At 62.3% G+C, this 24612-nt stretch carries 22 protein-coding genes; 15 read left to right on the top strand and 7 right to left on the bottom strand.

Annotated elements, in window-relative coordinates; translation table 11 throughout:
- Positions 1-32 precede the first annotated feature (32 nt).
- Positions 33-4649, top strand: coding sequence for a 2-hydroxyacyl-CoA dehydratase (locus DMP08_RS09175; protein ID WP_211328422.1), 4617 nt, complete (start codon positions 33-35; stop codon positions 4647-4649).
- A gap of 279 nt (positions 4650-4928) precedes the next feature.
- Here the strand turns inward: DMP08_RS09175 and DMP08_RS09170 are convergent, their stop codons facing one another.
- Positions 4929-6686 (bottom strand): glycerophosphodiester phosphodiesterase family protein, encoded by a 1758-nt coding sequence (locus DMP08_RS09170; RefSeq protein ID WP_123192610.1) that lies wholly within the window; start codon positions 6684-6686, stop codon positions 4929-4931.
- 293 nt (positions 6687-6979) lie between these two features.
- Here DMP08_RS09170 and DMP08_RS09165 point away from each other — a divergent pair, with 293 nt between their 5' ends.
- Positions 6980-7528, top strand: coding sequence for a glutathione peroxidase (locus DMP08_RS09165; protein ID WP_123192609.1), 549 nt, complete (start codon positions 6980-6982; stop codon positions 7526-7528).
- A gap of 75 nt (positions 7529-7603) precedes the next feature.
- Here DMP08_RS09165 and DMP08_RS09160 read toward each other — a convergent pair whose 3' ends face one another.
- Both DMP08_RS09160 and DMP08_RS09155 read right to left on the bottom strand, forming a co-directional pair.
- Complete coding sequence (locus DMP08_RS09160; protein WP_123192608.1) at positions 7604-8668, bottom strand: PTS sugar transporter subunit IIC; 1065 nt, start codon at positions 8666-8668, stop codon at positions 7604-7606.
- Positions 8669-8762: 94 nt separating this feature from the next.
- Positions 8763-9575, bottom strand: a complete 813-nt coding sequence (locus DMP08_RS09155; RefSeq protein WP_123192607.1) for an alpha/beta hydrolase — start codon at positions 9573-9575, stop codon at positions 8763-8765.
- Between the two features lie 315 nt (positions 9576-9890).
- Between DMP08_RS09155 and DMP08_RS12745 the strand changes: the two genes are divergently transcribed.
- From DMP08_RS12745 to DMP08_RS09125, 8 genes are all read left to right on the top strand, one after another.
- Positions 9891-10016: a hypothetical protein gene (locus tag DMP08_RS12745; protein WP_280176554.1), complete on the top strand. Its 126-nt coding sequence runs from the start codon at positions 9891-9893 to the stop codon at positions 10014-10016.
- 97 nt (positions 10017-10113) lie between these two features.
- Entirely contained in the window at positions 10114-10950 is an 837-nt protein-coding gene (locus tag DMP08_RS09150; RefSeq protein WP_123192606.1) for a MetQ/NlpA family ABC transporter substrate-binding protein, read from the top strand.
- A gap of 26 nt (positions 10951-10976) precedes the next feature.
- Positions 10977-11987 carry a methionine ABC transporter ATP-binding protein gene (locus DMP08_RS09145; protein ID WP_123192605.1) on the top strand — a complete coding sequence of 337 codons (1011 nt, stop codon included), beginning with the start codon at positions 10977-10979 and terminating at the stop codon, positions 11985-11987.
- Positions 11977-12642: a methionine ABC transporter permease gene (locus DMP08_RS09140; RefSeq protein ID WP_123192604.1), complete on the top strand. Its 666-nt coding sequence runs from the start codon at positions 11977-11979 to the stop codon at positions 12640-12642. The genes DMP08_RS09145 and DMP08_RS09140 overlap by 11 nt, the downstream gene beginning before the upstream one ends.
- A 142-nt stretch (positions 12643-12784) precedes the next feature.
- On the top strand, positions 12785-12910 hold the full coding sequence (locus tag DMP08_RS12740; protein ID WP_280176553.1) for a hypothetical protein: 126 nt from the start codon (positions 12785-12787) through the stop codon (positions 12908-12910).
- Between the two features lie 11 nt (positions 12911-12921).
- Positions 12922-13782 carry a 16S rRNA (cytidine(1402)-2'-O)-methyltransferase gene (gene rsmI, locus DMP08_RS09135; protein WP_280176552.1) on the top strand — a complete coding sequence of 287 codons (861 nt, stop codon included), beginning with the start codon at positions 12922-12924 and terminating at the stop codon, positions 13780-13782.
- 10 nt (positions 13783-13792) lie between these two features.
- On the top strand, positions 13793-15163 hold the full coding sequence (locus DMP08_RS09130) for an MATE family efflux transporter (RefSeq protein WP_123192603.1): 1371 nt from the start codon (positions 13793-13795) through the stop codon (positions 15161-15163).
- A gap of 41 nt (positions 15164-15204) precedes the next feature.
- Positions 15205-15747 (top strand): M48 family metallopeptidase, encoded by a 543-nt coding sequence (locus DMP08_RS09125; protein WP_244596902.1) that lies wholly within the window; start codon positions 15205-15207, stop codon positions 15745-15747.
- Positions 15748-15749: 2 nt separating this feature from the next.
- Here the strand turns inward: DMP08_RS09125 and DMP08_RS09120 are convergent, their stop codons facing one another.
- From DMP08_RS09120 to DMP08_RS09110, 3 genes are all read right to left on the bottom strand, one after another.
- Positions 15750-16556: an alpha/beta hydrolase gene (locus DMP08_RS09120; RefSeq protein WP_123192601.1), complete on the bottom strand. Its 807-nt coding sequence runs from the start codon at positions 16554-16556 to the stop codon at positions 15750-15752.
- Positions 16553-17932 (bottom strand): lipase family protein, encoded by a 1380-nt coding sequence (locus DMP08_RS09115; protein WP_123192600.1) that lies wholly within the window; start codon positions 17930-17932, stop codon positions 16553-16555. Before DMP08_RS09115 ends, DMP08_RS09120 begins: the two co-directional genes overlap by 4 nt.
- Positions 17933-18084: 152 nt before the next feature.
- A complete protein-coding gene (locus tag DMP08_RS09110) occupies positions 18085-18912 on the bottom strand; it encodes an SDR family NAD(P)-dependent oxidoreductase (protein ID WP_123192599.1) in 828 nt (275 codons plus the stop codon).
- An 855-nt stretch (positions 18913-19767) separates the two neighbouring features.
- Between DMP08_RS09110 and metG the strand changes: the two genes are divergently transcribed.
- From metG to rsmA, 5 genes are all read left to right on the top strand, one after another.
- A complete protein-coding gene (metG, locus tag DMP08_RS09100) occupies positions 19768-21348 on the top strand; it encodes a methionine--tRNA ligase (protein WP_123192597.1) in 1581 nt (526 codons plus the stop codon).
- 66 nt (positions 21349-21414) lie between these two features.
- Complete coding sequence (locus tag DMP08_RS09095; protein WP_123192596.1) at positions 21415-21714, top strand: nitrate ABC transporter substrate-binding protein; 300 nt, start codon at positions 21415-21417, stop codon at positions 21712-21714.
- Positions 21715-21732: 18 nt separating this feature from the next.
- Complete coding sequence (locus tag DMP08_RS09090) at positions 21733-22434, top strand: TatD family hydrolase (RefSeq protein WP_123192595.1); 702 nt, start codon at positions 21733-21735, stop codon at positions 22432-22434.
- A complete protein-coding gene (locus DMP08_RS09085) occupies positions 22434-23087 on the top strand; it encodes a flavodoxin family protein (protein ID WP_244596901.1) in 654 nt (217 codons plus the stop codon). Before DMP08_RS09090 ends, DMP08_RS09085 begins: the two co-directional genes overlap by 1 nt.
- Positions 23084-23977: a 16S rRNA (adenine(1518)-N(6)/adenine(1519)-N(6))-dimethyltransferase RsmA gene (gene rsmA / locus DMP08_RS09080; protein ID WP_123192594.1), complete on the top strand. Its 894-nt coding sequence runs from the start codon at positions 23084-23086 to the stop codon at positions 23975-23977. Before DMP08_RS09085 ends, rsmA begins: the two co-directional genes overlap by 4 nt.
- Positions 23978-24105: 128 nt before the next feature.
- On the opposite strand, the gene DMP08_RS09075 is transcribed toward rsmA, so the two are convergent.
- Positions 24106-24327 carry a hypothetical protein gene (locus tag DMP08_RS09075; RefSeq protein WP_123192593.1) on the bottom strand — a complete coding sequence of 74 codons (222 nt, stop codon included), beginning with the start codon at positions 24325-24327 and terminating at the stop codon, positions 24106-24108.
- Positions 24328-24612: the final 285 nt, after the last annotated feature.

The raw sequence follows: 24612 nt of genomic DNA, 5'->3' as shown, positions 1-24612 counted from the left end.
ACGACGAAGCAACACCTTCGAAGGAGAACGTCATGGCGGGCAAGACCATGCACAACCACACCTTGCGCATCGGCATCGACGTGGGATCGACCACGGTGAAGCTGGCGATTTTGGACGAGGCGAACGATGTGAGGTTCTCTGTCTATCGCCGTCATCACGCCGACGTGCGCGCCACGATCGTCGAGGTTCTGAGCGAGGCTGCGGCCGATTTCGGCGACGAGCGCATGACCATCGCCATTACCGGATCGGGCGGCTTGCTGCTGGCCCAATGGCTGGGCATCGAGTTCGTGCAGGAGGTCATCGCGTCCAAGACCGCGGTGGAAACCTTCATTCCGGAAACCGACGTGGCCATCGAGCTGGGCGGCGAGGATGCGAAGATCATCTACTTCGACCAGGGCATCGAGCAGCGCATGAACGGCACGTGCGCCGGCGGCACCGGCGCGTTCATCGATCAGATGGCCGCGCTGCTCAACACCGATGCCGGCGGCTTGAACGAGCTGGCGCGCAACCACGCGACCATCTATCCTATCGCAAGCCGTTGCGGCGTGTTCGCGAAGACCGACGTTCAGCCCCTGCTGAACGAAGGCGCGCGCAAAGAGGACATCGCCGCGTCCATTTTCCAGTCCGTGGTCACCCAGACCATCAGCGGCCTGGCGTGCGGTCGGCCCATTCGCGGCCACGTGGCGTTTTTGGGCGGCCCTTTGCAGTACCTTCCCGAACTGCGCAAGCGATTCTACGAAACGCTCAACTTGGATGACGAGCACATCATCGTGCCCGAGGGCGCCCACCTGTTCGTGGCGAGCGGCTGTGCCATCGCCGGCGCCGCCAGCGAAACGGTGAAGGCCGAGTTGTTGTCCGACGTGCTCGATCGTCTGAAGAGCCTGGGCGACATGCAGGGATCCGAAGTGGTGCGCTTGGACCCGCTGTTCGCCGATGAATCCGACTACGTCGAGTTCAAACGCCGCCACGATGCCGAGGTGGTGCGTCGCGGCCAGCTTATGGCCTACGACGGCACGGCCTATCTGGGCATCGATGCGGGATCGACCACGTTCAAAGCGGCTTTGGTCGGGGAGGACGGGGCCCTTCTGTGGTCCCATTACGCCAGCAACAAAGGCGACGTGCTGGGGTGCGCCCGCGCGGCGCTTTCCAACCTGTACAACGACATGCCGGTGGATGCGGAAACGGGCGAGCCGCTGGTGCGTATCGGCCATGCGACCGTGACCGGTTACGGCGAGCACTTGCTGCTGGAAGCGCTGCGCCTCGACTCGGGCGAGATCGAAACGGTGGCGCACCTGAGGGGCGCTCAGGAGATGCTGCCGGGCGTGGAGTTCATTCTCGATATCGGCGGACAGGACATGAAGTGCCTGCGCGTGAAGGACGGCGTCATCGAGCACATCATGCTCAACGAGGCGTGCAGTTCGGGTTGCGGCAGCTTCATCGAAAGCTTCGCCACGGGCTTGAATCTGGGCGTGTCGGAGTTCGCGCAGGCTGCCGTGGAGGCAAAGCGCCCGGTTGACCTGGGAAGCCGCTGCACGGTGTTCATGAACAGCCGTGTGAAGCAGGCGCAGAAGGAAGGCGCCACCGTGGGCGACATCGCGGCGGGCCTGGCGATTTCGGTCATCAAGAACGCGCTGTTCAAGGTCATTAAAATCCGCGACCCGCACGACGTGGGCTCGAAGGTCATCGTGCAGGGCGGCACGTTTCTCAACGATGCGGTTCTTCGCGCGTTCGAGCAGTTGTCCGAAGTGGATGCGGTGCGCCCGGACATCGCGGGCAACATGGGCGCGTTCGGCGCGGCTCTGCTCGCGCGCGACCGGTACCGGGCAGCGTTGGCCGAGCGCGAGCGCAGGGGTCAGGCGGCCGCGGCGTGGAGCTCGGCCGACGACGAGGCGCTTGCGCCCGCTGCGCTGGAATCGACCATGCTCACGCTCGAGCAGCTGGAATCGCTTTCGCCCACGCACAAGACCGTGCGCTGCAAGGCGTGCTCGAACCACTGCTTGCTGACCGTGAACGATTTCGGCGTGGACGAGCGCACGGGCAAGCGCCGTCGCTTCATCACGGGCAACCGTTGCGAGAAGGGCGCCGGCACGTTCGATGAAAGCAAAAACGTGCCGAACCTGTACGAATACAAGTCGAACCGCCTGTTCGACTACGAGCCGCTTTCCGCTGAAGCGGCAACGCGCGGTTCGGTGGGCATTCCGCGCGCGCTCAACATGTACGAGAACTATCCGTTCTGGTTCACGTTCTTCACCGCACTGGGATTCCAGGTGGTTCTGAGCGATCCTTCCACGAAGAAGACCTACGAATCGGGCATCGAGTCCATGCCGTCCGAGAGCGTGTGCTATCCCGCCAAGATGTCGCACGGCCACATTATGAACCTGCTGGACAAGCGCCCCGATTTCATCTGGTTCCCGTGTTCGAAGTGGGAGCGCCAGGAGGACCAGGGCGCGGGCAACCACTTCAACTGCCCGATCGTTGCCAGCTATTCGGAGGCATTGCGCCTCAACGTGGACGACCTTCGCACGTCCGGGATTCCGTTCCTCAACCCGTGGCTGCCCTACGATCAGAAGGAGCATCTGAAAAAGCGCCTGTTCGTGGAGTTGGTCGAAACCCACCCCGAGCTCATGGGGGCGGCGGGTGCGCCCACGCAGGCTCAGGTGGACGCCGCGGTGGAGGCTGCATGGGCCGAAGACGAGGCGTTCAAGCGCGACATCCGTGCGAAGGGCGAGGAGACGCTTGCGTGGATGGAGCAGACGGGCACGCACGGCATCGTGCTGGCGGGACGTCCGTACCATAACGACCCGGAGATCAATCACGCCATTCCCGAATTGCTGACTAGCTTCGGGCTTGCGGTGCTGACCGAGGACTCGATCGCCCATCTGGGTCAGCTGGAACGCCCGATTCGCCTGGTCGATCAGTGGATGTACCACACGCGCCTGTACGCCGCCGCCAAGGTGGCCACCGAGAGAGCCGACCTCGATCTTATCCAGCTGAACAGCTTCGGCTGCGGTTTGGACGCGCTTACCACCGACCAGGTGCAGGAGATTTTGGAGCGCGCGGGCAAAGTGTACACCGTGCTCAAGATCGACGAGGTGTCGAACCTGGGCGCCGCGCGCATCCGCGTGCGCAGCTTGCTGGCCGCGCTCAAGGACCAGGCCGAAGAGCGCGCCGACGCCCTGCGCAAGCCGCGTCCCTGCCCGGTGGGCATCAGCGTGCCCGAAACCTTCGCCGAAAAGGCATCGCCCGAGGTCATAGCTGGCTTCAAGCAGCGTGAAGGCGCGACGACCGAGTTCCCGCGCGCCGTGTTCACCCAGGAGATGAAGGACGCGGGCTACACCATCCTGGCGCCGCAGATGGCTCCTATCCACTTCGATTTGCTGGTGGAGGTGTTCCGCAAAGAGGGTTACAACTTCGAGCTGCTTCCCTCGGTGGACCACGGCGCGGTGGACGCGGGCCTCAAGTACGTGAACAACGACATCTGCTATCCGTCCATCCTGGTTACCGGCCAGATCATGGAGGCGGTCATGTCCGGGCGCTACGACACGGACAAGCTGGCCATCGTCATCACCCAAACCGGCGGCGGCTGCCGCGCTACGAACTACATCTCGCTTATCCGCAAGGCGCTCGCATCCGTGGGATTGCCCCATGTGCCCGTGATCGCGCTTTCGTTCAAAGATTTGGGCGAGGACAACCCCGGCTTCAAGGTGACGCCGAAAATGCTGTTGCAGGCAACGTACGCCGTCCTGTATGGCGACCTGCTCATGACGGCTTTGTATCGTACGCGCCCGTACGAAGTGGAGCCGGGCAGTGCGAACCGCCTGTTCGATCATTGGATGGGCGAGTGCAAGGGGCAGCTGAAACGCGGCCTCAAGCGCAGCGAGTTCAAGCGCGCCGTCAGCCGCATCGTAGAGGACTTCGACACGCTTCCCTTGCAGGGCGAGGGAACGAAGCCGCGCGTCGGCGTGGTGGGCGAGATTTTGGTGAAGTTCCACCCGACGGCGAACAACCAGGTCATCGACGTGATCGAGCGCGAGGGTTGCGAAGCGGTCGTGCCCGGCTTGGTCGAGTTCTTCCTGTTCGGCATAGCGGGGTCGATCTTCCAGAAGGATCCGTTGGGACGCAGCGCGAAAAGCGCGCTCGGCGGCAGGATCGGCCTTGCCTTCATCGACAGGTTCCGTGCTCCGGTGACGAAGGCGCTGCGCGATTCCAGCCGCTTCGAGCCGCCGGCGAACATCTACGAGCTGGCCGAGTACGCAAGCGAGATCCTCAGCTTGTGCAACTCGATGGGCGAGGGGTGGCTGCTCACCGCCGAGATGGTGGAGCTCATCAAGACGGGCGCGCCGAACGTGGTGTGCGCGCAGCCGTTCGCCTGCCTGCCGAACCACGTGGTGGGTCGCGCCGTCATCAAGGAGCTGCGCCGCCGCTATCCCGAAAGCAACATCGTTGCCGTGGACTACGACCCTGGCGCGTCCGAGGTGAACCAGCTCAACCGCATTAAGCTCATGATCAGCGTGGCGAAGGCGAACCTGGTGGAAAAGGAGCAGCAAGCGCGGGCGGCGCGCGATGAATTCGTGTGCGCCGCTTGCCCTTGCTCCTGCGCTTCATGCGAAGATGCCGGCGCGTTGGAGATCGAGACGGAAAAGGCGTAGGGTCGCCCGATCGGCGCTCTGCGAGAAGAAGGCGAACGGGGCTGAGAAGCCCCGTTCGAGCGCGGTTGCCAGATTCTGTCAAAACAGACGAGTTTTGCGGCGATTTTTCGTCTCTCGCAGGCAGGTTGCAAAGGGGCGTTTTTTATCATGCCTGTTCAGGAACTTGCTCGTTGCATTTATCCTGGCTTGAGGACCAGCAAAACTCGCTCGTTTTGACAGGATGGGCTTCGGCTCTTCTACGGGAAGGCTCTTGGCATAGCCCTGTTGTTCGCACGGACCTTAGTCGATGGCCTCGAAGTTCTCGGCCATTTCGCGGGCTGTTCTCACGTCGTCGGTGACCAGACCGTTTATGCCGTAGCTGATTAGCCTTTGCATGTTGGCGGGATCGTTCACGGTCCAAGCGAAGATGGTTTTCCCGGCTTTGCGCGTGTCGTTGACCAGCTGCTGCGTCACGAAGAAGTCGTCAACGCTGAAGTAGTCGACGCATTCGATGTAATTGATGTAGCCGTAGGCGAGCGTCATGTCGTACATGGTGGGCATGCGGGGGTCGGCTTTTTTCACGCGCACGAGCGCGTCGTAGGAAATGCTCGCAACCACCACTTGATCGCGCATGTTGTAGCGGTTGATGAGCTCGACCGTCTTCCGCTCGAGATCCGTTCCGTGCCCGTCGGGTTTGACCTCGATGTTCATCTTGATCTTGTCCTTGCAGAGGGCGAGCGCCTCTTCGAGCGTGCATACCCGCTCCCCGGAGAATGCGGGGCCGAACCACGACCCGTTGTCCAGATCCTTGATTTCGTCGTAGGTGACTTCCCAAAAGTTCTTGTCCAGCCCCGTCGTTCGCTTGAGGTTGGCGTCGTGCATGACCATGAGCACGCCGTCGGCGGTTTGCTGCACGTCGAGCTCCACCCAGTCGGCGCCTTCGTCAATGGCCTGCTGGAAGGCGGCCAGGGTGTTCTCGGGCGCCGTGCGCGCCCCGCCGCGATGCGCGGTGATTTCCACGTAAGCGGGCGGCTCCGGAGACGGCTCGAACAGGCCGTGCGCCGTTACGTAGGACATCGACGAGAGGAACGCGATCAGGCCGAGCGCCGCCACAGTGGCTCGCTTTGGGAGCGGGGAGTGCTGGAGCGGGTCGTGCTTGCCGAATCGATAGGCAACCTCGATGTTCTTTTTCTCTGCAAGTTCGTAGAACGTGCTGCTCAGCGCTGCATAGCTGAACGGCGTCAGCAGGCATTGCGACACGATGAGGAACGCGAACGACACAACGGCAAGCCCTAGGGCGGCGCCAAGGGGCAGGTCGCCCTCCATGAGCACGCCCAAAGCCAGAAGGCCCACCAAGGCGGCCGCGACCGCTTCCGCCACGAACAGCGCGAGCAATCCCAGGATGCGGCGAGCGAGCACCCAATGGTTGCCGCGGAGCAGACTTTTGCTTGATGTGCGCGCCTGCATCCAGTCTTCTCCCTGCAACGTGAAGAAGTGCACGCCGAACGCCAGCAGGAAGGCGTGAACGTACAGCGCCGCGAACGTTACGACCAGCGCGATGGACAGCGCATTGTTTTCCCAGATGAAGTCCATGATGAACTCCGGCGGCCTGAAGTCGGTCAGAACCGACGAGGTCACGGCGATGTTCGTGAGGGGCACGAGCAGCAGCACGAAGGGGATCAGCAGCCAGTTGCGCGGATGGACGATGCGCATGGCTTGCTCGAAGGTGCGGTTCGCAAGTTCCCTCACTCCGATTTTTCGTTCGAGCTTGCCCGCCTGCATGAGCAAAACGAGCGCGCACATCTCGAACAGCGAGCCAAGCCCCAACGTGATGATCGCAAGAAGGGTGCAAAGCCAGGTGACCGGATGGCTGGCGAAGGCCGCAAGATTCGCATCGCACAGGTAGGAGAGATTCGACACGTACAGGGCGAAGTCGATGAGTCCGAGGCTCAATGGGATGAAGAGGATCGCGAAGGCGATTTGAAACCCTGCTTCGAAAAGGATCGCTGTTCGCATGTTGCAGGCGAACAGTCTCCAGGTGCTGCGAATGAAGTTCATAAGTCTCCTTGGAAACGGCGAGATCGCCGCATGCTTTAGCTCCTTGTTGGACTCATGATACCAGGTTGGCTGCACAAGCGCCTTGAGGGAGCGGGCGGCGGACGAGGTGCCGGCGAAGGCTGCCGAGCTCGTTGCCGACTGCGCGAACAAGCCGTTTGCGACAGTGGCAGCACGGATGCCGAGGGCAACGGCAACGGTTTCGTAAAATGTAATCAACAAAGTATCAATTGGGCGTACACTGGAACCGTCCATAGGACCCTCTTGGCAACCTCTCCTCTCGAAAGAAGGCGCTCATGAACATCTACGATTTCACCGTGAAAGACCAGCAGGGCAACAATGTTTCGCTTGCCGATTATCGCGGACGCGTTCTGCTTATTGTGAATACCGCTACCGAATGTGGCTTTACGCCGACGTATGCCCAGCTCGAAGAACTGTATCGCACCCTGCACGCGCGCGGGTTGGATATTTTGGACTTCCCGTGCGACCAGTTCGGCCATCAGGCTCCGGGAACGAACGAGGAGATCGCGGCGTTTTGCACTTCCCGCTTCGGCGTGACGTTTCCCCAGTTCGCAAAGATAGAGGTTAACGGCGAAGGCGCCGACCTGCTGTTCGCGTACCTGCAAGAGCAAAAGGGCTTCGAAGGGTTCGACCAGGGCCATGAGCTGACTCCTGTTTTGGAGGACCTGCTGGCGAAGGCTGATCCTGATTACGCCCGGAAGCCCTCCATCAAGTGGAACTTCACCAAGTTCCTCGTCGATCGCGACGGGAACGTCGTTCGCCGCTTCGAGCCTACGGCGAGCATTCCCGATGTGGTCGCGCCCGCCGTAGAGGAGCTGCTGTAGTCGGCTGCGGGCCGAGCCGTCTTCCGGCCGGGGTGCAAAGCAGTGCTTGGGCGTCCTGCTTTGCACCTGCGCGTTTTACGCCTCCAACTTGAGGTCGCCGTCCTTGATGAGGCCCGCTTTTCTCATGCCGGTGCATATTGCCCAGCTGAGAAGGGCGGGCAAGATGAAGCAGATCAACGCCAGTCCCAACCAATCGAAGGGCCCGGCTGTCGGTGCGCCCGCCATGGCGTCTGCAACCCATCCCGTGTACACGCCGATGGGGCCTACCAGCCCGCATGTTCCCATGCCCGATGCGATTGCGCTGCCGTTTTGCTGGAGCTGAAAGACGCAGGTGGCAATGGGGCCGGTGATGGCCGATGCCAGAATGGGCGGCAGCCAGATGACCGGCTTGCGCACGATGTTGCCCATTTGCAGCATGGACGTGCCCAGTCCTTGCGACACCAATCCGCCCCAGCTGTTCTCTTTGAAGCTCATGACGGCGAATCCCACCATCTGGGCGCAGCATCCGGCTACGGCTGCACCGCCCGCCAGCCCCGTCAAGCTGAGGGCGGCGCAGATGGCGGCCGACGAGATGGGCAACGTCAAGGCGATGCCGATGACCACCGACACGATGACTCCCATGAAGAACGGCTGCAGCTCGGTTGCCCACATGATGAATCCGCCCACGGACGACGCCAGGGCGCCGATGGCTGGCGCGACGGCTATCGACAAGCCGCAGCCTACCAGGATGGTGACGGCGGGCGTTGTCAGGATGTCGACCTTCGTCTCCTTCGACACGGCCTTGCCGCATTCCGACGCCGCGATGGCAACCACCAGTACGGCCAACGGCCCGCCCGCGCCGCCTGCAACGTTTGCGGCGTAGCCCACGGCGGCGAGCGAGAACAGAACAAGCGGCGGCGTTTTCAGGGCGTACCCGATGGCGATGGCCATAGCGGGCCCGGCGACGCTTTTGGCGAAGCCGCCTATCTCGTTGAAGAACGCGATTCCCGAAAGGTCTCCCACGGTGGCGAGGATTGTCCCGATCAAAAGCGAGGCGAACAAGCCTTGCGCCATGGCCGACAGCGCGTCGATAGCGTAGCGCTGCGGCGATATCTCGATGTCTTTGCGTGCGAGAAAGGAAGCGACGGCTCCTTGCGACATGATAATCCCCCTGATTGTCGAGCGGTTTCGTGGAACTGTACCCGTTCGATCTCTCAGGGGGAATGCTCGGCGGCGTTTTTTCGGCGAGGAGCGCTTACCGTGTGCGGTCGTCCATCCATTCGATGGCATCGCGGATAACGCGGTCGCGCTTGAACTCGTTGAATATCTCGTGGTAGAGGCCGGCGTATATATGCAAAGACTTGTCCGTGGCCGACACTTCTTCGTACATGTCGATGCTGTCTTGCGGGCTGACCAGGCCGTCGTCGCCGCCGTGCAGCAAAAGCACCGGATCGGAGAAATCCGCGGCATGCTCGCGGAGCCATACGTGGCCGTCGTGCACGGCGCGCAGCAGCGCAACGGAGAACTCTTTGACGACGAACGGATCGGCCAGGTACGCTTCGCCCACGGCGGGGTCCGAGCATACGCCGTCGCCCAGCTCGTTGGGGAGGTAGGTTTGCGGGTCGAGCCCCTGCTCGACCACGCCCGCTGCCAAGCCCGCATGATCGCGGGTCCAGGCTCCCGACAGCACGTAGCCGTCCAGCTTCCCGGGGTGCGTCGTTGCGTAACTGGCTGCGCCGAACCCGCCCATGGAATGCCCGATCATGAACAGCGGCAGGTCGGGGAAGTGCGCGCGGGCTTCTTCCACGAACAGGTCCGTGTCGGCCACGATCTGCTGGCGGTTGTCGTACCAGACCGCTTTGCCCATCGACCGGCCATGCCCGCGATGGTCGAAGCGCGCCACGGCGTAACCGGCTGCCAGCAGTTGCTCCACCACGTAGTCGTAGCGGCCGTAGTGTTCGCACAGGCCGTGGACGATAACCGCGCACGCCTTCGGGTTCTCGGGCGCGTCGATGCGTCCGACCAGCAGGAATCCTTCTGCTGCCTTCTTCGTGAGTTCCTGGTGCATGGGACCTTCTCTCTATCGGGTACGACGTTGATTCCATTGTAGCGCGTTGCGCACGGGGAAGAAGGATCGGCTGAGCAGCGCGACGTCCGATGTGCAGGCGCGAGCGGATTGCGTATCCGTGCCTGCGTGCCGTTCGCGGCCCGGTTTCCGGGCGCATTTTCGCGTCCCGCGTGCTCTCCGAGCGTATCCGCGCCGCCGTCCATTGCATCGATTCTTATTTGGGTCTTGACGGTGCGGCTCCCTCCTCTATACTGAACACCTAGTTATTTACTGTAGTATCTGAATCGGCTTTTTGCACCCGGAAGGAGGTTGGCCATGATGGCTGTTTTCTCGTACATGAACATGATGATGCCCCACGCTCTGTCCATGCTGATGGGCATGCGTCCGCGCATGCGCATGTCGTGCTTCGAGAATTGTCGCAACGCTATCCTTGTTTCTTAGGGTGAACGTACATACCGTGTCGCGATTCTCGGAAGCCTCTGGCTTCTTTTTTTATGCCCGAACTCGGGTTTTTCTCCTGCAAAGAAAGGTACTTATCATGAAACGCAAGCTTGTCGTTCTGCTCTCGATCGTTGCGAGCCTGTGCGCCGCGCTGTTCCTGCTGTCGGGCTGTTCGGCTCCTGGAGCGGATGATGCCAACGCGAAATCGCTCAAAGTGGGCGTGGTCGCCGGTCCGTATCAGGATCTGTTTCGCGAAGCCGTCGAGCCGTCGTTGAGGGAGCGGGGGTATTCCGTGAGCTACGTTGAGTTCTCGGATTACGTCCAGCCTAACAACGCCCTGGTCAACGGCGATATTTTGCTCAACGTGTTCCAGCATTCCACGTATCTGAACAGCTTCGCCCAGCAGCACGGCCTCGACCTGGTCGCCCTTCCCGAAATCCCCACGGCGGCCATGGGCGTTTTCTCCAACAAGGTGGATTCGCTCGACCGGTTGAGCGAAGGGGCAACGGTGGCCGTTCCCAATGACGACACCAACCTGTCGCGTTCGTTGCGCGTGCTGCAGCAGGCGGGTCTTATCTCCCTTGATTCGGCGGCGGATCCCGCCAAGGCAACGGTCGGCGATATCGCGTCCAATCCCAAGAACATCGTTGTCAAGCAGGTCAATGCCGAGATTTTGCCCACGGTGCTCGATAGCGTGGACGCGGCCGTGGTCAACGGCAACTACGCCATCGGCGCGGGCCTCGACCTTGCCGACGCAGCCTACGTGGAGCAGCTTACCGAGGGTTATTACAACGTGATCGCGGTGCGCGGAGAGGACGCTGCCGCTCCCTTCGCCCAGGATATCGTTGCCATTGTGGGCTCGGACGTCTTCCGGCGCGCCATCGAGGACCCCAGCCGTCCTTTCTCCGCCTTCAGCAGGCCGAGCGGTTACTAAGCGGATCCGTACACGTGAGGAGCATCATGATCGAGTTGAAAAACGTGCGCGTCGAATTCCCCTCGGAGCAATCCAAAGCGCCAGCCGTTGACGGGGTGAGCCTGGCCGTGCGCGAAGGGGAGGTGCTCGGCATCGTCGGGTCGAGCGGCGCCGGGAAGTCCACCCTTGTCAGAACAATCAATCTGCTGCAAACGCCCACCACCGGGGAGGTGATCGTCAACGGCGTTTCCATCGCGGGGCAAAAAGGCAGGCAGCTGCGCGAAACTCGCGCGGGCATCGGCATGATCTTCCAGCACTTCAATCTGTGGAACGCGAAAACCGTCGGCCAAAACGTTGCGTTTCCGCTCAAGCAAGCCGGGTGGAGCAAGCGGCAGGCGGACGAGCGCGTTGACGAGGTGCTGAGGTTCGTGAACCTGCTGGACAAAAAGGACGTCTATCCGCGCACGCTGAGCGGCGGGCAAAAGCAACGCGTGGCGATCGCACGGGCGCTTGCCCCCAGCTCGCGCATCCTGCTGTGCGACGAGCCTACGAGCGCGCTCGACCTGGAGACCACCGCATCGGTCCTTGACGTGCTCAGGCGCGCGAACGAGGAGCTGGGCGTCACCATGGTGGTCATCACGCACGAGCTGGACGTGGTGAAGCGCATCTGCCATCGGGTGGCGGTTATGGGCAAGGGCCGCATCGTGGAGCATGGCACCACGTTCGACGTGCTTTCGAATCCCCAGTCGGAGGTGGCAAAGGGCCTTGTCGAGCAAACGCAGCGCTTCGACCTGCCTGAAGAGGTGCTGCGGCAAAATGGAACGCTGCTTAAGCTGACGTACGCGGGTCCTGCCGCAACCGAGCCGGTTCTGTTCGAAGCGGGGTCTTCGTTCGACGTGACGATATCGATCGTGCACGGGCGGATAGAGTACCTTGCCCAACAGCCTTACGGGATTCTGTACGTGCTGGTGAACGGCGAGCCTGCGGAAATAGAGAAAGTCGCGGCGCACTTGAGAGCGCGCGTGGAACGTTTGGAGGTGGTGCGTCGTGCTGGATAGCATCATGCGAATTGCGCCCGAGCTTGGTGCTGCGCTAGGTCAGACCGCGTTCATGTGCTCGGTTGCGCTGGCGGCCGCCGTGGTGGTCGGGGGCGCGCTGGGGATCCTTCTGTACGTCACCGGCACGCGCCTGTTCGTGAAGAACGTTTGGGTCAACAGGCTGGTGGGGGCCGTGCTGAACGTGGTACGCTCCATTCCGTTTCTCATCCTGCTCATTTTCTTGCTGCCGCTTTCGTCTTTGATCGTGGGTACGAAGATCGGCAGCGAGGCCGTGGTGGTTCCTCTGTCCATTGCCGCGATCGCGTTCTTCGCGCGGTTGTCGGAAACCTCGTTTGCGGAGGTTGATGGGGGCATGCTGGAGGCTGCGTTCGCCGCCGGTGCCAGCAAAACCGCGGTCGTGCTGTTCGTGCTGCTGCCAGAGGCGCGCATTCCGCTGATCAAGGGCATTACCATCACGGCCATCTCCATTTTGGGCTTTTCCGCGATGGCCGGCATCGTGGGTGGCGGGGGCCTGGGCGATCTGGCGTACCGGTACGGCTACCAGCGCTACCAGGCCGACGTCATGGTGTCGTGCATTGCGGTGCTGATCGTGCTTGTGCAAGCGATACAGCTTTTGGGCGACGCGTGGGTTGCCCGAGCTCAGAAGATGCGCTAGCGTTCGCGCGCAACCCGTCGACTTGCGTTTTGTGGGCGATGGTTGGCAGCTTGCGTTTGCCATCGGGCTCGTCATGCCCGACAATGGACGCTGGTTGAAACGCTTGCGCGCGCACGCGCCGGCGCGACGAAAGGGGAGCTGCATGGATCTTGCATACGGTTGCTTGGCTTGCACGGGCGACAATTCGCTGCCGTTCATCGTGGGCGGCGTGGTCGTGGCCGCGCTGGCGGTGCTGGTGGTGGCGTTCGTTCTCATGCGCCGAAAGTAACGGGGTTGTCAGTGGAGTCTTCTTCGGCCGGAAAATTGGTCATCTGCCCTACGCCCATTGGGAATCTTGGCGATATGCCGCAGCGCGCGATCGCGGCCCTTCGAGACGCCGACGTCGTGTGCGCTGAGGACACGCGCGTCACGGGCAGGCTTTTGGCGGCGTATCGCATCGAGAAGCGCATCGAGCGCCTTGACGAAGCGCTCATCGGAGAGCGCGCGTCGGCTATCGTCGATCGCGTGGCGGCGGGCGAGGTCATCGCGTACTGTTCCGATGCCGGCATGCCCGGCGTGTCCGATCCCGGTTTGCGCTTGGTGCGCGCCGCGCATGAGGCCGGCGTGCCCGTGGAGGTGCTGCCCGGCCCGACGGCTGCCGCTACGGCGTACGTGGCCAGCGGCAGCACGAACCCGCGGTTCTATTTCGGCGGCTTCTTTCCGCGCAAGGACGCGGAGCGCCGTGCCATGTTGGATTCGTTGCGTGCGCTCGATGCCGCACTTATCTTCTATGAAAGCCCTAATCGCCTGGTCAGCGCGCTTGAATCGCTTGCCGAGGCGTATCCTTACCGCGAGGGCGCCGTATGCCGCGAGCTGACGAAGCTGCATGAGGAAGTGATGCGCGCCTCGCTTCCCGCGCTGCGCGACGCCTTTGCCGCACGTGCGCAGGACGGCGGCATCAAGGGCGAGATCGTGCTGGTGATCGATGGCCCCAGCGTGGCAGAGGGCGCTGCGGCCGAGGAAGACGCCGAGTCTGCCGCTCGCATTCGAGCGGCAGAGCTGAAGGCCGCTGGCGCGCGCAACAAGGACGTAGCTCGCACCATAGCCGACGAGTTCGGCATTGCGCGCAACGCGGCCTACGACATCGCGCTCGAAGCATAGGCGGCTGCATATGGGCACGAAGTCTGCGATGACGCGCTCGTTTGCGCGCTACGTCTCCCTCAACGTTGCGGGCATGGTGGGCATGTCCGCTTATATTCTGGCCGATACGTTCTTCATCGCCAACGGCGTAGGGCCCGACGGGCTGGTGGCGCTCAATTTCGCCATCGTTTTATACACGGTCATGCAGGCGACGGGCCTCATGATAGGCATCGGCGGGGCCACGGAGTTTCAAGTGCGATCTTCACGCGGCGACGCTCTGGGCGCCAATCGCGTGTTCACCACGGCGCTTGGCATGGCCGGCATCGCCGCCGTGGCGTTCTTTGCGCTGGTGCAGATTTTCGTGGATCCGGTTTCAACCGCGCTCGGCGCCGACGAGACCACGCATCCTCTCACGGTTTTGTACCTGCGCACCACCTTCGCGTTCGCTCCTTTGTTCTTGCTGAACAACGTGCTGCTGCCGTTCGTCCGCAACGACGGATCGCCGCAGCTTTCCATGGTGGCCATGCTGGTGGGAAGCTTCGGCAACATCGTTTTGGACTGGGTGCTCATATTCGGGTTGGGCTGGGGCATGTTCGGCGCGGCGTTCGCCACGGGCCTTGCGCCGCTGATGAGCATGCTGGTGCTTTCGTTGCATTTCCTGAAACGGCGCAACTCGTTTCGGCCGGTGCGCATGCGCCCGAGCTTGCGCACGGCGGCCCACATCGGCGCTTTGGGTTTCTCTTCGTTTGTGGTGGAGCTTTCAGGCGGTCTTGTCCTTTTGGTGTTGAACCTGATCATCCTGAACTTCGAAGGAAACACGGGGGTGGCCGCATACGGCGTGGTGGCGAATTTCGCGTTCGTGGCGAACTCGCTGTTCGTGGGCATAGCGCAGGGCATCCAGCCTTTGGCGAGCAATGCCTACGCGCGGGCGAGCGCTTCCGATGCGCGCTCCGTGTTGAAGCTGGCGTTGATCACGTCGGTTGCCATCGCGGCGGTCGTGTATGCCGGCGTGTTCTTGTGCGCGGAGCCGTTGGCGCTTGCGTTCAATCGCGACAACGATCCTCAGTTGACGGCGCTCGCGGTTGACGGCATGCGCATATACTTTTTGGGATACTTCTTCGCAGGAATCAATATCGTGGCGGCCGCGTTTTTCAGCGCCGTGGAGCAACCTGCTCGCGGCTTGATGGTTTCCTTGGTGCGCGGCTTCGTGGCCATGCTGTCGTTCGCGTTTCTGCTGGCGGCGCTGTTCGGCATGGCGGGGGTGTGGTCGACGTTTCCTGCCGCCGAGTTGGCGACGTTCGCGCTCACGGCTGTTTTTCTCGTCCGGTTCTCCCGCGTCCTTCGGACATGGCGCGCCTTTCCCGCCGAAGCGCAGGGCGGCGACGGAAGGGCTCTCTCGTGAATGCGGGCCGGTCCGTTCGCGAGCGGAGCGCGGAGGGTTCGGTGACGGAGCTTTTCGTGGACGGCTTGAGCGTGCGCTTGACGCGCAAGCGCGTGAAGAACCTCAATCTGCGCATCGCGCGCACGGGCGAGCATGTGGAGATTTCCGCGCCGCTGCACGTACGGGATCGGGATATCGAGCGGTTCGTTCGAGAAAAGCGCTCGTGGATCGATGCGAAGCGTGCGCAGGCGGCGGCATCGCCGGCCATGGAAGCCGCGCGCGCAACGTCCGAGCAGGTGGCTGCGTGGCGCGCGGTGGTGGAGTCGTGCGCTCCGGTTCTGGTCGAGGCGTGGGAGCCTATCATGGGCGTGAAGGCGGGCACGCTGGCGTATCGGAACATGACGAGCCGTTGGGGCAGCTGCCAGCCTTCCACGGGCCGTATCTGCTTGAACGTGCGCCTGGCGCTGTACCCGCCGGAATGCTTGGAGTACGTGGTGGTTCACGAGTTATGCCACTTGCTCGAGCGCGGGCACGGCCCGCGCTTCAAGGAGCTTATGGACACGTTCATGCCCGATTGGCGATATCGGCGCGACAAGCTGCGATAAAGCTACTTCGACGTCGCCTGCGCGCCCGCTGCTTGTTCGTGGTCGATCAGGTAGGTTGCAATGACCTCCGCCGCCTGGTCACGCTGCTCCTCGGACGATATCGATGCGGCTCCGTCGCCGTCTTGCGGGCCGTAGTCGCCGAACCCCGCATGGTTTCCGCCTGCTAGCTCCACGGTGGAGGACCCAGGCGGAAGAAGCCCGGAGTTCTCTTCAAGTTTTGCGCGGTTGAGCACCTGGTCGTTCGATCCGTATACGGAGATCGCCCCCAAGCTGGTGTGCGAAAGGTCGCTTGCGGAGTAGGAGGCCGCCAAGACGATGCCCTTCAGGTTGGGATCGTCGGCGTGATCTGCGGCGTATTGCGCGGCCATCGAGCCGCCCAGGGAGTGGCCGCCCACCCACCAGGAGCCTGTTTCGGGAAATGCCGCGCGAACCCGATCGGCCGCATTGATGTCGAAAAACGCGAAGTTGAACGGCATCTGCACCGCTACGGAGAAGATGCCGCGCTCGGCTAGGTCGCGCATGAGCGGGGCGTAGGCGCTGTACTCGACCTTTGCTCCCGGGTAGAACACGACGCCGACGTTGGAGGACGGGTTTCCGAATGCCAGGTAGCCGTCGCCTTGCTGGACGGGCAACGTTGCGGTTGGCGCAAGGTTCTTATGGTTCGCGTCTGTATCGTGGTAGTACGATCCGGCGTACACGAGGAAGGCGCCCGCCGCCAAGCAGGCTGCAGCCAGCACGATCGCCAAAGCGATCGCGAGGCGGCGGAGCCACCTTGCTTGCGGCTTGCGCATGTCATCTTGCAGGGTCATGATTCCATGATATCAGAGGCTCTCTCTTTTGCGTTCGAGGTTGCCGCCTGCTCGACAGGTCCATCGAACGAAAGGCTTTTGTCGTCGGTGCTCTGCATCCAGGCGATGTACGTGTCGGGAAAATGCGAGGCCAGGGCTGCGCCGAAGTCCACTCCCAGCAGCGATCCGGCTGCTGCGACGATGCGTGCGGGGTTGACCGAGCTTCCGATCGAGGTCAGCACTTCGTCCATGTTGTTCTCGAATGTATCGATCGACGCCAGTCCCGCCTTGTCGTAGGTCGGGGCGATTCCCGTATTGCGCTGGAACGCCTCTCGCATGCGGTCGAACAGCGTCGAGAACTGGTCGCTGGAAACGCTTGGCAGCGCAACGGTTGTTCCGTATCGCCCGTACCCCCAGGTTGAAAGCGGGATTTTCGGTACGATGTCGGATTCGTTCACGATGTTGAATATGTTGTGGTACGCGGGGCTTTGCCGGTCGGGCTCGCGCGTGCACCCGGGAGTTGCGAACGTGTAGGCATAGATGCCCGAAGCGGGAGCAATCTTGTTCGATGTTTCGCCAAGGTTGTTCAGCCTTGCGGCCAGCAGGTTCGCGATGGCCCCTCCGCGACTGTGGCCGGTGATCAGAATGCGGGTGCGTTCCGGGCTTGCTCCTATTTCATGCGCGTAGCGGGCGAGCGCGCGCTCCACTTCGGTTTCGGCTTTTCCGAACCCGTGGTGGTCGTCGCTGTCTCCCTGTGCATCGTGCAGGTTGAAGTTGCTGATCCATTCGATGCCGTAGCTTCCGCGCACGCCCACGAACACCAGCGTGAGGGGCGTTCCTCCTCGCGGGTCGGGAATGGTTTTGCTGGCGAAGGTGTAGGCGGCAACGTCGTGGGATCCTATGAAAAGCGCTCCCAGCTCGTCAAGGATGTTGCTGCGCAGCGCGTAGGATTCCGTGCGCACGTCGGCGAAGCCCAGGGCCCAAAGCGATTGCTCGGCGTAGGGGACCGCTCCTTCGACATTGCTGTAGTATTGCGATTCCGAATTGCACACCGCTGCGAGCACTGCGCAAGCCGTGGCTAGATCGTGATGATAGGAATTGGCATCTTGAAGCAACCAGGAATCGTTGAAAACCAAGTTCGTTGACGTCCGCCCCGCAAGGTTCGATGGATTGCTTGTCGTTACGGCCTCGCTGCAGTATTCGGCCATGATGGTGCTGCCTGTCGCCGAGGGGGTTGGTGCAGGCGCCGCCGCTTCGGCGGTCACGCGTGCCGTGGGCACAATGCCCATGGTGGCGCCCAGATAGCGAAGGGGGATGAGGAACATTCCCAAGAGCATAAGACTGACGAAGATGGCCGCAAGGGTGGATGCGATGCGACGTGCGGGCGCGGCGCGCATGGGCCTCCTCCTTGGCACGAGGGTCGTTTGAGATGCGAGGTCCAGTATACGGATGGCGCGGGGTCCTCTTCGCGTCTTCACGCAAAGAGGACCATTCTTAAGCACTTTGTTAGCGTTTCTTAAGGTTTCTGATCGCGGTGGCCGACCGCTGCTTAAAACGACGTCCAACCGCCGTCGGTGGCGACTATCTCGCCCGTCATGTGCGATGCGTCGTCCGAGGCCAAAAACAGGATCGACGCCGCCTGCTCTTCGGCCGTCGCTTCGCGTTTGAGCATGGACTCGGTTTTCTGTCCGGCCATCGATGCTGCCTCGGCCGGATCCGCGCCGGCTGCCACGGCCGCTTTCTGCTTCTCCATCACATATGCGTACGCCTCGTCCACCATGGGCGTCGCCGTGCCGGCCGGGTTCACCGAATTCACGCGAACGCCATAGTGCGCATAGTCCAGCGCCAGGTTCTTGGTCAATCCGTTGACCGCGTGCTTCGACGCGACGTAGGCGGGGTTGCCCGGCAGGCCGGTCATGCCGGCTATGGAGGCGACGTTGACGATGGATCCGCCGTCGCCCTGCGCGATGAACTGCCGAAGCTCGTGCTTTGCGCAGAAGAACACCGTGTACAGGTTGTTCGCCATGGTGTAGTCCATCTGTTCCTTGGTCAGCTCGTGCACGTTGTCGGGCTGGCCCATGACGCCGGCGTTGTTCACGGCGATGTCCAGACGTCCGAACGCTTCGACTGTTCGCGCGACCATGGCCCGGGCGTTCTCTTCTATGGAGAGGTCGAGGGGCAGAAACAGCGCGTCCGGGGCTACGGAGCGAACCTCGGCAAGCGTTTTCGCGCCCTCGTCTTCAAGGCGATCGACCAGCACCAGTTTCGCCCCTTCGGCGGCGGCGCGCAGCGCGGTGGCTCGTCCGATGCCGCGTGCGGCTCCGGTTATGATCATGACTTTTCCGTCGAAACGACCTTCGTATGCCTGCCTTGCCATGAGACGCCTCCTTCGGGGTGGGTTTGCCGCGCTTCGTCGAAAAAGCGCGAAGCGACGTTTCCAGCGTACGCTTTTGCGGGATCGGTTTGAAGGCGTTTGCGCAAAAAGCGCCGTGCCGTGCGTTTTCGGCGTGCTTGGCCGTCTTTGCGCCGGCTTGCGCTTGCGGAGTCGGCTCTCTATGCCGAACCGCCTTCGCCGTGCATCGGGCCGGGTCGTCTCCCCAAGCGCCGGTCGATTGGCAGGATGCCGAAGGCGGTTCGGCGGCGCGCATGGTGTTTTTTGCTCGATTTTGCCTCCAATGTTGCGTTTTCCACTCCGCAGATCCCCTTCGTCAGTCTTCTCTTGAAAATCCCATTCTATCGTCCCAGTTCAAGAAGGTGTGGCGTTCGGGGGCGCTGAACCGTGCGCAACATTGCTGCAAGAATCGATCGGTCGGGGACCGCCTTCGCGTTGGCACCGGTCCGGCTGGGTCGTGCTCGGCCGGACCGGCGATCCAGGTGCTGGTTGGTCTGCGGGGCGTCGGTGGCGGCTTGGCGCGCGGAGCCGGGTTCGTTGGCGCGTTGCGTGCGCGCCTGCGCCCGTGTTCGCTACGGCAACGGGTTGACCGCGCCGCACGATATCGGTGCGTTGCGTGCGCGCCTGCGCCCGTGTTCGCGCAGGATTTCCGCGCCGTGCGTTTTCGGCGTGCTTTGCGGCAGCGGCAAACGCCCGTGTTAGAATAACCAGTTGCTGTTGCGCTGCGACTTTGTCCGCGCGAACAGTGCATGCAGGCGCCCGCACCATCCGCGGAGCGCGCCGACCATCCGGCTGACGAGGCATCATGCGCCGCGCGGCCCCGAGAACAAAGGAAGCACCATGTCAAAGGGAACCTACTCGTTCACCACTCCGATCTATTACGTAAACGCGGCCCCTCATTTGGGCACGGCCTACGCCACCATCGCGCCGGATACCGTCGCGCGCTATCAGCGCATGAACGGCTATGACGTGGCGTTCGTGACGGGCATGGACGAGCACGGCCAGAAGGTGGCCGACACGGCGGCGGCCAAGGGCATGACCCCGCAGGATTGGTGCGACTCCATGGAGCCGGCGTTTCGCGACGCTTGGGATATGCTGGGCATCACGTACACCGATTTCGTGCGCACCACCGAGCCTCGTCATGCGCGTTCGGTCAAGAAGTTCTGGCAGGATCTTTTCGACAAGGGTTGGTGCTACAAGGGAAGCTACGAAGGCTGGTACTGCGTGCACGAGGAAACGTACTATGCCGAGAGCGATCTTGAGAAGAACGAGGAAGGCGCGTTCGTCTGCCCCGATTGCAAGCGTCCCGTGCAGAAGGCGGGCGGCGAGGAGAACTGGTTCTTCAAGCTGTCCGAGTTCCAGGAGCCGCTGCTCAAGTTCTACGAGGAGCACCCGGACTTCATTCGTCCCGAAACGCGCAGGAATGAGATCGTTTCGTTTGTAGCCGGCGGCCTGAAGGACCTTTCCATCAGCCGCTCCACCTTCGACTGGGGCGTGCCGCTGCCGTTCGACGAGAGCCATGTGGCTTACGTGTGGGCGGACGCGCTGATCGCGTACCTCACGGGCATCGGATACGCCGACGACGAGCGTCCGGGCGAGTTCGAGCAGCGCTGGCCCATGCAGTACCATTTCGTGGGCAAGGACATCACGCGATTCCATTGCGTGATCTGGCCCGCCATGCTCATGGCGGCGGGGTTGCCCATCGCGCATACCGTGTTCGGGCACGGTTTCCTGCTGACCAAGGGCGAGAAGATGTCGAAGTCTCGCGGCAACGCCCTCAAGCCGGCCGATCTGGTAAAGGTGTTCGGCGTGGACGCGTATCGCTACTACTTCATGAGCGACGTGCAGTTCGGCAGCGACGGTTCCATTTCCATGGAGCGCATGGTGCAGGTGTACAACGCCGACTTGGCGAACACGTGGGGCAACTTGTGCAGCCGCGTGTTCAACATGACGAAGAAGTACTTCGATTCGAAGGTGCCCGAGGCGCCGGCGTTCGCTGCGGAAAACCCGCTGCGCGAGATTTCCGACGAGCTGTACGCCGAATACGATGCGTGCATGTCCCAGGTGGACTTCACCGGCGCGGCGGCTGCCGTGCAGAAGCTTGCCGGTCGCGTGAACCTGTACGTGGAGGAGTCCGCGCCGTGGAATTTGGCGAAGTCCGAAGAAACGGCTGACCAGCTGAAAGCCGTTATCTACAACGCTTTGGAGGCTATCCGCATCATCGCCTTGTACATGGCGCCGTTCATGCCGAACACGTCGGCCGAGGTGTTCCGTCGTTTGAGCTTGGGCGACGTCACGGCCGTGACCGATATCGAGGCCGCCACGGCATGGGGCCAGCTTCCCGCTGGCAACGAAGTTGAGATCGGCGACCCGCTGTTCCCTCGTCTGGACATGGATGCCATCGATCTGAGCGTGGAATAGCTTCGTCCCGCCGGTCGAAGGGCCGGCGGGATCATCGGGCAGCCTGCGAAAAGGAAGGACGTGACCATGGCCGACGCACAGCAAGAACCCGTCTTCGACGACCCGTTGTTTCGCCAGAAGCGCAAGCATGGCAAATACCGCGTGGTCGAGGCGCCGCAATTGGAGTCCGAAGCGGCCGATACGCATGTTCATTTGCAGCTGCTGCCCGATCCTTCGCTTGCCATTGCGCGCTGCGCTGCTCACAAGGTGGGTTTTCTCTGCACGATCGTGGATGCGTTCGAGGATGGGTCGACTACCTTCGATCGTTTGAATTCGTGGCGTTTCGAAGCGGCTGCCGCTGCGAAACGTTTCACGGGATGGACTTGAAGCGATCCGTTTCCGCGCGTGCCGCGGATTCGCATTGCGACAGGGTGCCATCCTCACAATGCCAAGTACTTTGACGACGGGCTGGAGGCCGATTTGCGCGCGCGCCTGGCCGACCCTCGCGTGTGCGCCGTCGGCGAGATCGGGTTGGACTTCCATTATGATTTCTCGCCGCGCGAAGATCAGCGCCGCGCGTTTCGCCGTCAGGTTCGCCTGGCGAAGGAGGCGGGGCTTCCCGTTGTGCTGCACGTGCGCGAGGCGCACGACGAGGCGCTTGCCCTGATGCGCGAGGAGGGGTTCCCTGAGGCGGGGACGTTGCTCCATTGCTTCAATTTGGGCTGGGACGTGCTGGAGCCGTGGGTCGAAGAGGGGTGCTACGTGGCCTTTGGCGGGCCGCTCACGTTCAAGAACGCCGACGACGTGCGCGACGCGGCATCGCGGGTTCCCGTTGACCGCCTGGTTACCGAAACGGATGCTCCGTATATGACGCCTGAACCCATGCGCGGCATGACCTGCGGTCCCGAGCACGTCATCTTCACGGCCGCGCGCATGGCGGAAGCGCGCGCCTGCGCTCCAGGGGAGGAGCGCGCGGAGCTTTTGCGCCAGATGATGGAGAACGCGCGCGATCTGCTTGATCGTCCTGCAACGGCATGGCAGAAGGCGGCGTCCGAAGCTCGAGCAGCCGGTTCCGCGGGGGCCGCCTTGCCGCACGAAGGGTTGTGATGAGCGTGAATCGCCTGATCATATGCGGATCTTCCCGTGCGCGAGGTCGCAGCGCGGCCTTGTGCGAGGCGATCCGATGGGCGTACGAGGATGCGTGCCCCGACGATCGTGTTGACGTGGTCATGCTGTCCGACGTGCATATCGCGCCGTGCACGGGATGCGATGTGTGCCGACGCAACGTGCCCGGGCGCGACGAGCTGTACTGCATCATTGCCGACGATATGGTGCGCGTTCGTCGGTTGCTCAACGAGTGCGATCAGCTCACCGTGGTGACGCCGGTGTACTTTGCCGGGGCTCCCGCGCAGTTCAAGGCGTTTCTCGATCGGCTGCAACCTTACTTTTGGACGGATCGCCGCCAAGGGCGAAAGCGCCCCGTCGACTTGCACGTGGTGGGGGAGGGCGGCGACCCCCACGGATTCGGTCCGCTTGTGGGTACCGTGCGATCGGCCTTGGCCGTGGCGGGGCTTCGACTTGATGCGGTACACGATTGGGTGGGCCTCATTCCGCCTGATGGCAGCGTGCCCGAAGGCACAGACGTTTTGACGGGCGGGCGCGTGCATCCCGCCTCGGCTTACACATGCTCGAGCCCCGACGGCATTCATCCGCGTGCGGTTGAGCCGCGCGCCGAAACTGTGACAGGAGATTCGCTATGACCAAGCTCTCGCCTTTGGCGAGCGTTGCTGAAACGCGTGCGGTTCTGGAAGCGCATGGCTTGACGACCAAGTACTCGCTCGGCCAGAACTTCCTGATCAACGATGTTATCCTGCAAAAGATCGTCGCGCTGTCCCAGGTGTCCGAAAGCGACGACGTGCTGGAGGTGGGGCCCGGAATCGGGACGCTTACCATCGCTTTGCTGAAGCATGCGGGGCGCGTTGCGTCGGTTGAACGCGATGCGGATTTGCCTGCCGTGCTGGCGGAAACGCTTGCGCCCTGGGCGGATCGCTTTACGCTGATCAGCAAGGATGCGCTCGATCTGCGCACCGAGGACGTGCCGTTTTCCCCGACCAAGCTGGTTGCGAACCTTCCGTATGCGGTTGCCGCCACCGTGGTGCTTGACTATTTCGAGCGCTTTCCGTCGTTGGAGAGCGCCACCGTTATGGTGCAGAAGGAAGTTGCCGATCGCATGGCGGCGCAGCCCGGCACCAAAACGTACGGCGCGTACACCGTTAAGCTGCGCCTGTACGCGGAGCCGGCGGGTCGTTTTGCGGTGGGGCCGGGCAATTTCTTCCCGCCTCCGCGCGTGGAGAGCGCGGTCCTGCGGCTCGATCGCCGTCCCGTGTTCGACGAGGCCGGCGTTCCGCTTGACGCCGCTGCCCTCAAGGCTGCTGCCGTGATGGCGGACGCATCGTTCGCCACGCGCCGCAAAACCATAGCGAATTCGTGCAAGACGTATTTCGGCGGGCGCGGTGTCGAGGGCGCGCGCGCGATCGAACGTCTGCCCGAGCTGCTTGATCGTGCCGGCATCGATCCCAGGCGCCGCGGGGAAACCCTCGATCTGCAGGAGTTCATCAAGCTGGGAGCCGCTTTGCGGCGAGTCGTGTAGCGACAAGCGGGAATGAGACGAAGGGACGGGGTCAATGACTCATTTTCTGGCCTACGGCCGAAAATGAGTCATTGACCCCGTCCCTTCGTCTCATTCGGGCGGGTAACGGCCCGCCCTTTTCATGCGCTTCAGGCTGCGCTCTCGAAGGCTTGCAGCAGCTTCTTTCTGAGCGCCTTGCCTTTTCCGCATTTCGGCTTTGTGAGCGGGCACGACTTTTTGCAGCAGGGGCATGTCCGCCCCTCAATCGGGCTTCCGCTCTTTTTCGCGGAAGCCTTCTTGCTTTTCTCGACGGCCTTCGCGGACTTTTTCTTCTTGGCGGCTTTCTTCTCCTGATCGCGTTTCTTTCCCATGGCGCTTCCTGCTCGTCCTCGTCCTTATATGATGCCAACAAGGTATCATATAAGGACGAAGTTTGTGAACGAGCAAAACGAAAGCGACATAGTTTACCTAAGAAAACATTGCGCAGAACACGCGAGTGATTCTGTATGAAAAAGGTTATAAGGGGTTGAGGTTGAATTGCGAAGTCAGCCGAACACCCTTGTTTAAATAGGCGTTTGTGCAGTTAGCCGGACGTTTTGAAGTGTTTTGAGTCTGTTGCCTGATCTCACGATCAGGGGTTTTGCTTTGATCTCGGG

This window comes from Paraeggerthella hongkongensis (genome assembly GCF_003726035.1).
In the GTDB taxonomy this organism is placed as follows: domain Bacteria; phylum Actinomycetota; class Coriobacteriia; order Coriobacteriales; family Eggerthellaceae; genus Paraeggerthella; species Paraeggerthella hongkongensis.
Note: the sequence above shows the minus strand (reverse complement) of the source record. Positions and strands in the feature narration are given on the sequence as shown.

Bases quoted from the DNA above. Each gene is read 5' to 3' on its own strand.
- DMP08_RS12740 (WP_280176553.1), top strand. From the start codon at position 12,785: ATGGATCTTGCATACGGTTGCTTGGCTTGCACGGGCGACAATTCGCTG.
- DMP08_RS09150 (WP_123192606.1), top strand. From the start codon at position 10,114: ATGAAACGCAAGCTTGTCGTTCTGCTCTCGATCGTTGCGAGCCTGTGC.
- DMP08_RS09110 (WP_123192599.1), bottom strand. From the start codon at position 18,912: ATGGCAAGGCAGGCATACGAAGGTCGTTTCGACGGAAAAGTCATGATC.
- DMP08_RS09145 (WP_123192605.1), top strand. From the start codon at position 10,977: ATGATCGAGTTGAAAAACGTGCGCGTCGAATTCCCCTCGGAGCAATCC.
- DMP08_RS12745 (WP_280176554.1), top strand. From the start codon at position 9,891: ATGATGGCTGTTTTCTCGTACATGAACATGATGATGCCCCACGCTCTG.
- rsmA (WP_123192594.1), top strand. From the start codon at position 23,084: ATGACCAAGCTCTCGCCTTTGGCGAGCGTTGCTGAAACGCGTGCGGTT.
- DMP08_RS09085 (WP_244596901.1), top strand. From the start codon at position 22,434: ATGAGCGTGAATCGCCTGATCATATGCGGATCTTCCCGTGCGCGAGGT.
- DMP08_RS09075 (WP_123192593.1), bottom strand. From the start codon at position 24,327: ATGGGAAAGAAACGCGATCAGGAGAAGAAAGCCGCCAAGAAGAAAAAG.
- DMP08_RS09155 (WP_123192607.1), bottom strand. From the start codon at position 9,575: ATGCACCAGGAACTCACGAAGAAGGCAGCAGAAGGATTCCTGCTGGTC.
- DMP08_RS09165 (WP_123192609.1), top strand. From the start codon at position 6,980: ATGAACATCTACGATTTCACCGTGAAAGACCAGCAGGGCAACAATGTT.
- DMP08_RS09120 (WP_123192601.1), bottom strand. From the start codon at position 16,556: ATGACCCTGCAAGATGACATGCGCAAGCCGCAAGCAAGGTGGCTCCGC.
- DMP08_RS09175 (WP_211328422.1), top strand. From the start codon at position 33: ATGGCGGGCAAGACCATGCACAACCACACCTTGCGCATCGGCATCGAC.
- metG (WP_123192597.1), top strand. From the start codon at position 19,768: ATGTCAAAGGGAACCTACTCGTTCACCACTCCGATCTATTACGTAAAC.
- DMP08_RS09160 (WP_123192608.1), bottom strand. From the start codon at position 8,668: ATGTCGCAAGGAGCCGTCGCTTCCTTTCTCGCACGCAAAGACATCGAG.
- DMP08_RS09095 (WP_123192596.1), top strand. From the start codon at position 21,415: ATGGCCGACGCACAGCAAGAACCCGTCTTCGACGACCCGTTGTTTCGC.
- DMP08_RS09130 (WP_123192603.1), top strand. From the start codon at position 13,793: ATGGGCACGAAGTCTGCGATGACGCGCTCGTTTGCGCGCTACGTCTCC.
- DMP08_RS09170 (WP_123192610.1), bottom strand. From the start codon at position 6,686: ATGAACTTCATTCGCAGCACCTGGAGACTGTTCGCCTGCAACATGCGA.
- DMP08_RS09115 (WP_123192600.1), bottom strand. From the start codon at position 17,932: ATGCGCGCCGCGCCCGCACGTCGCATCGCATCCACCCTTGCGGCCATC.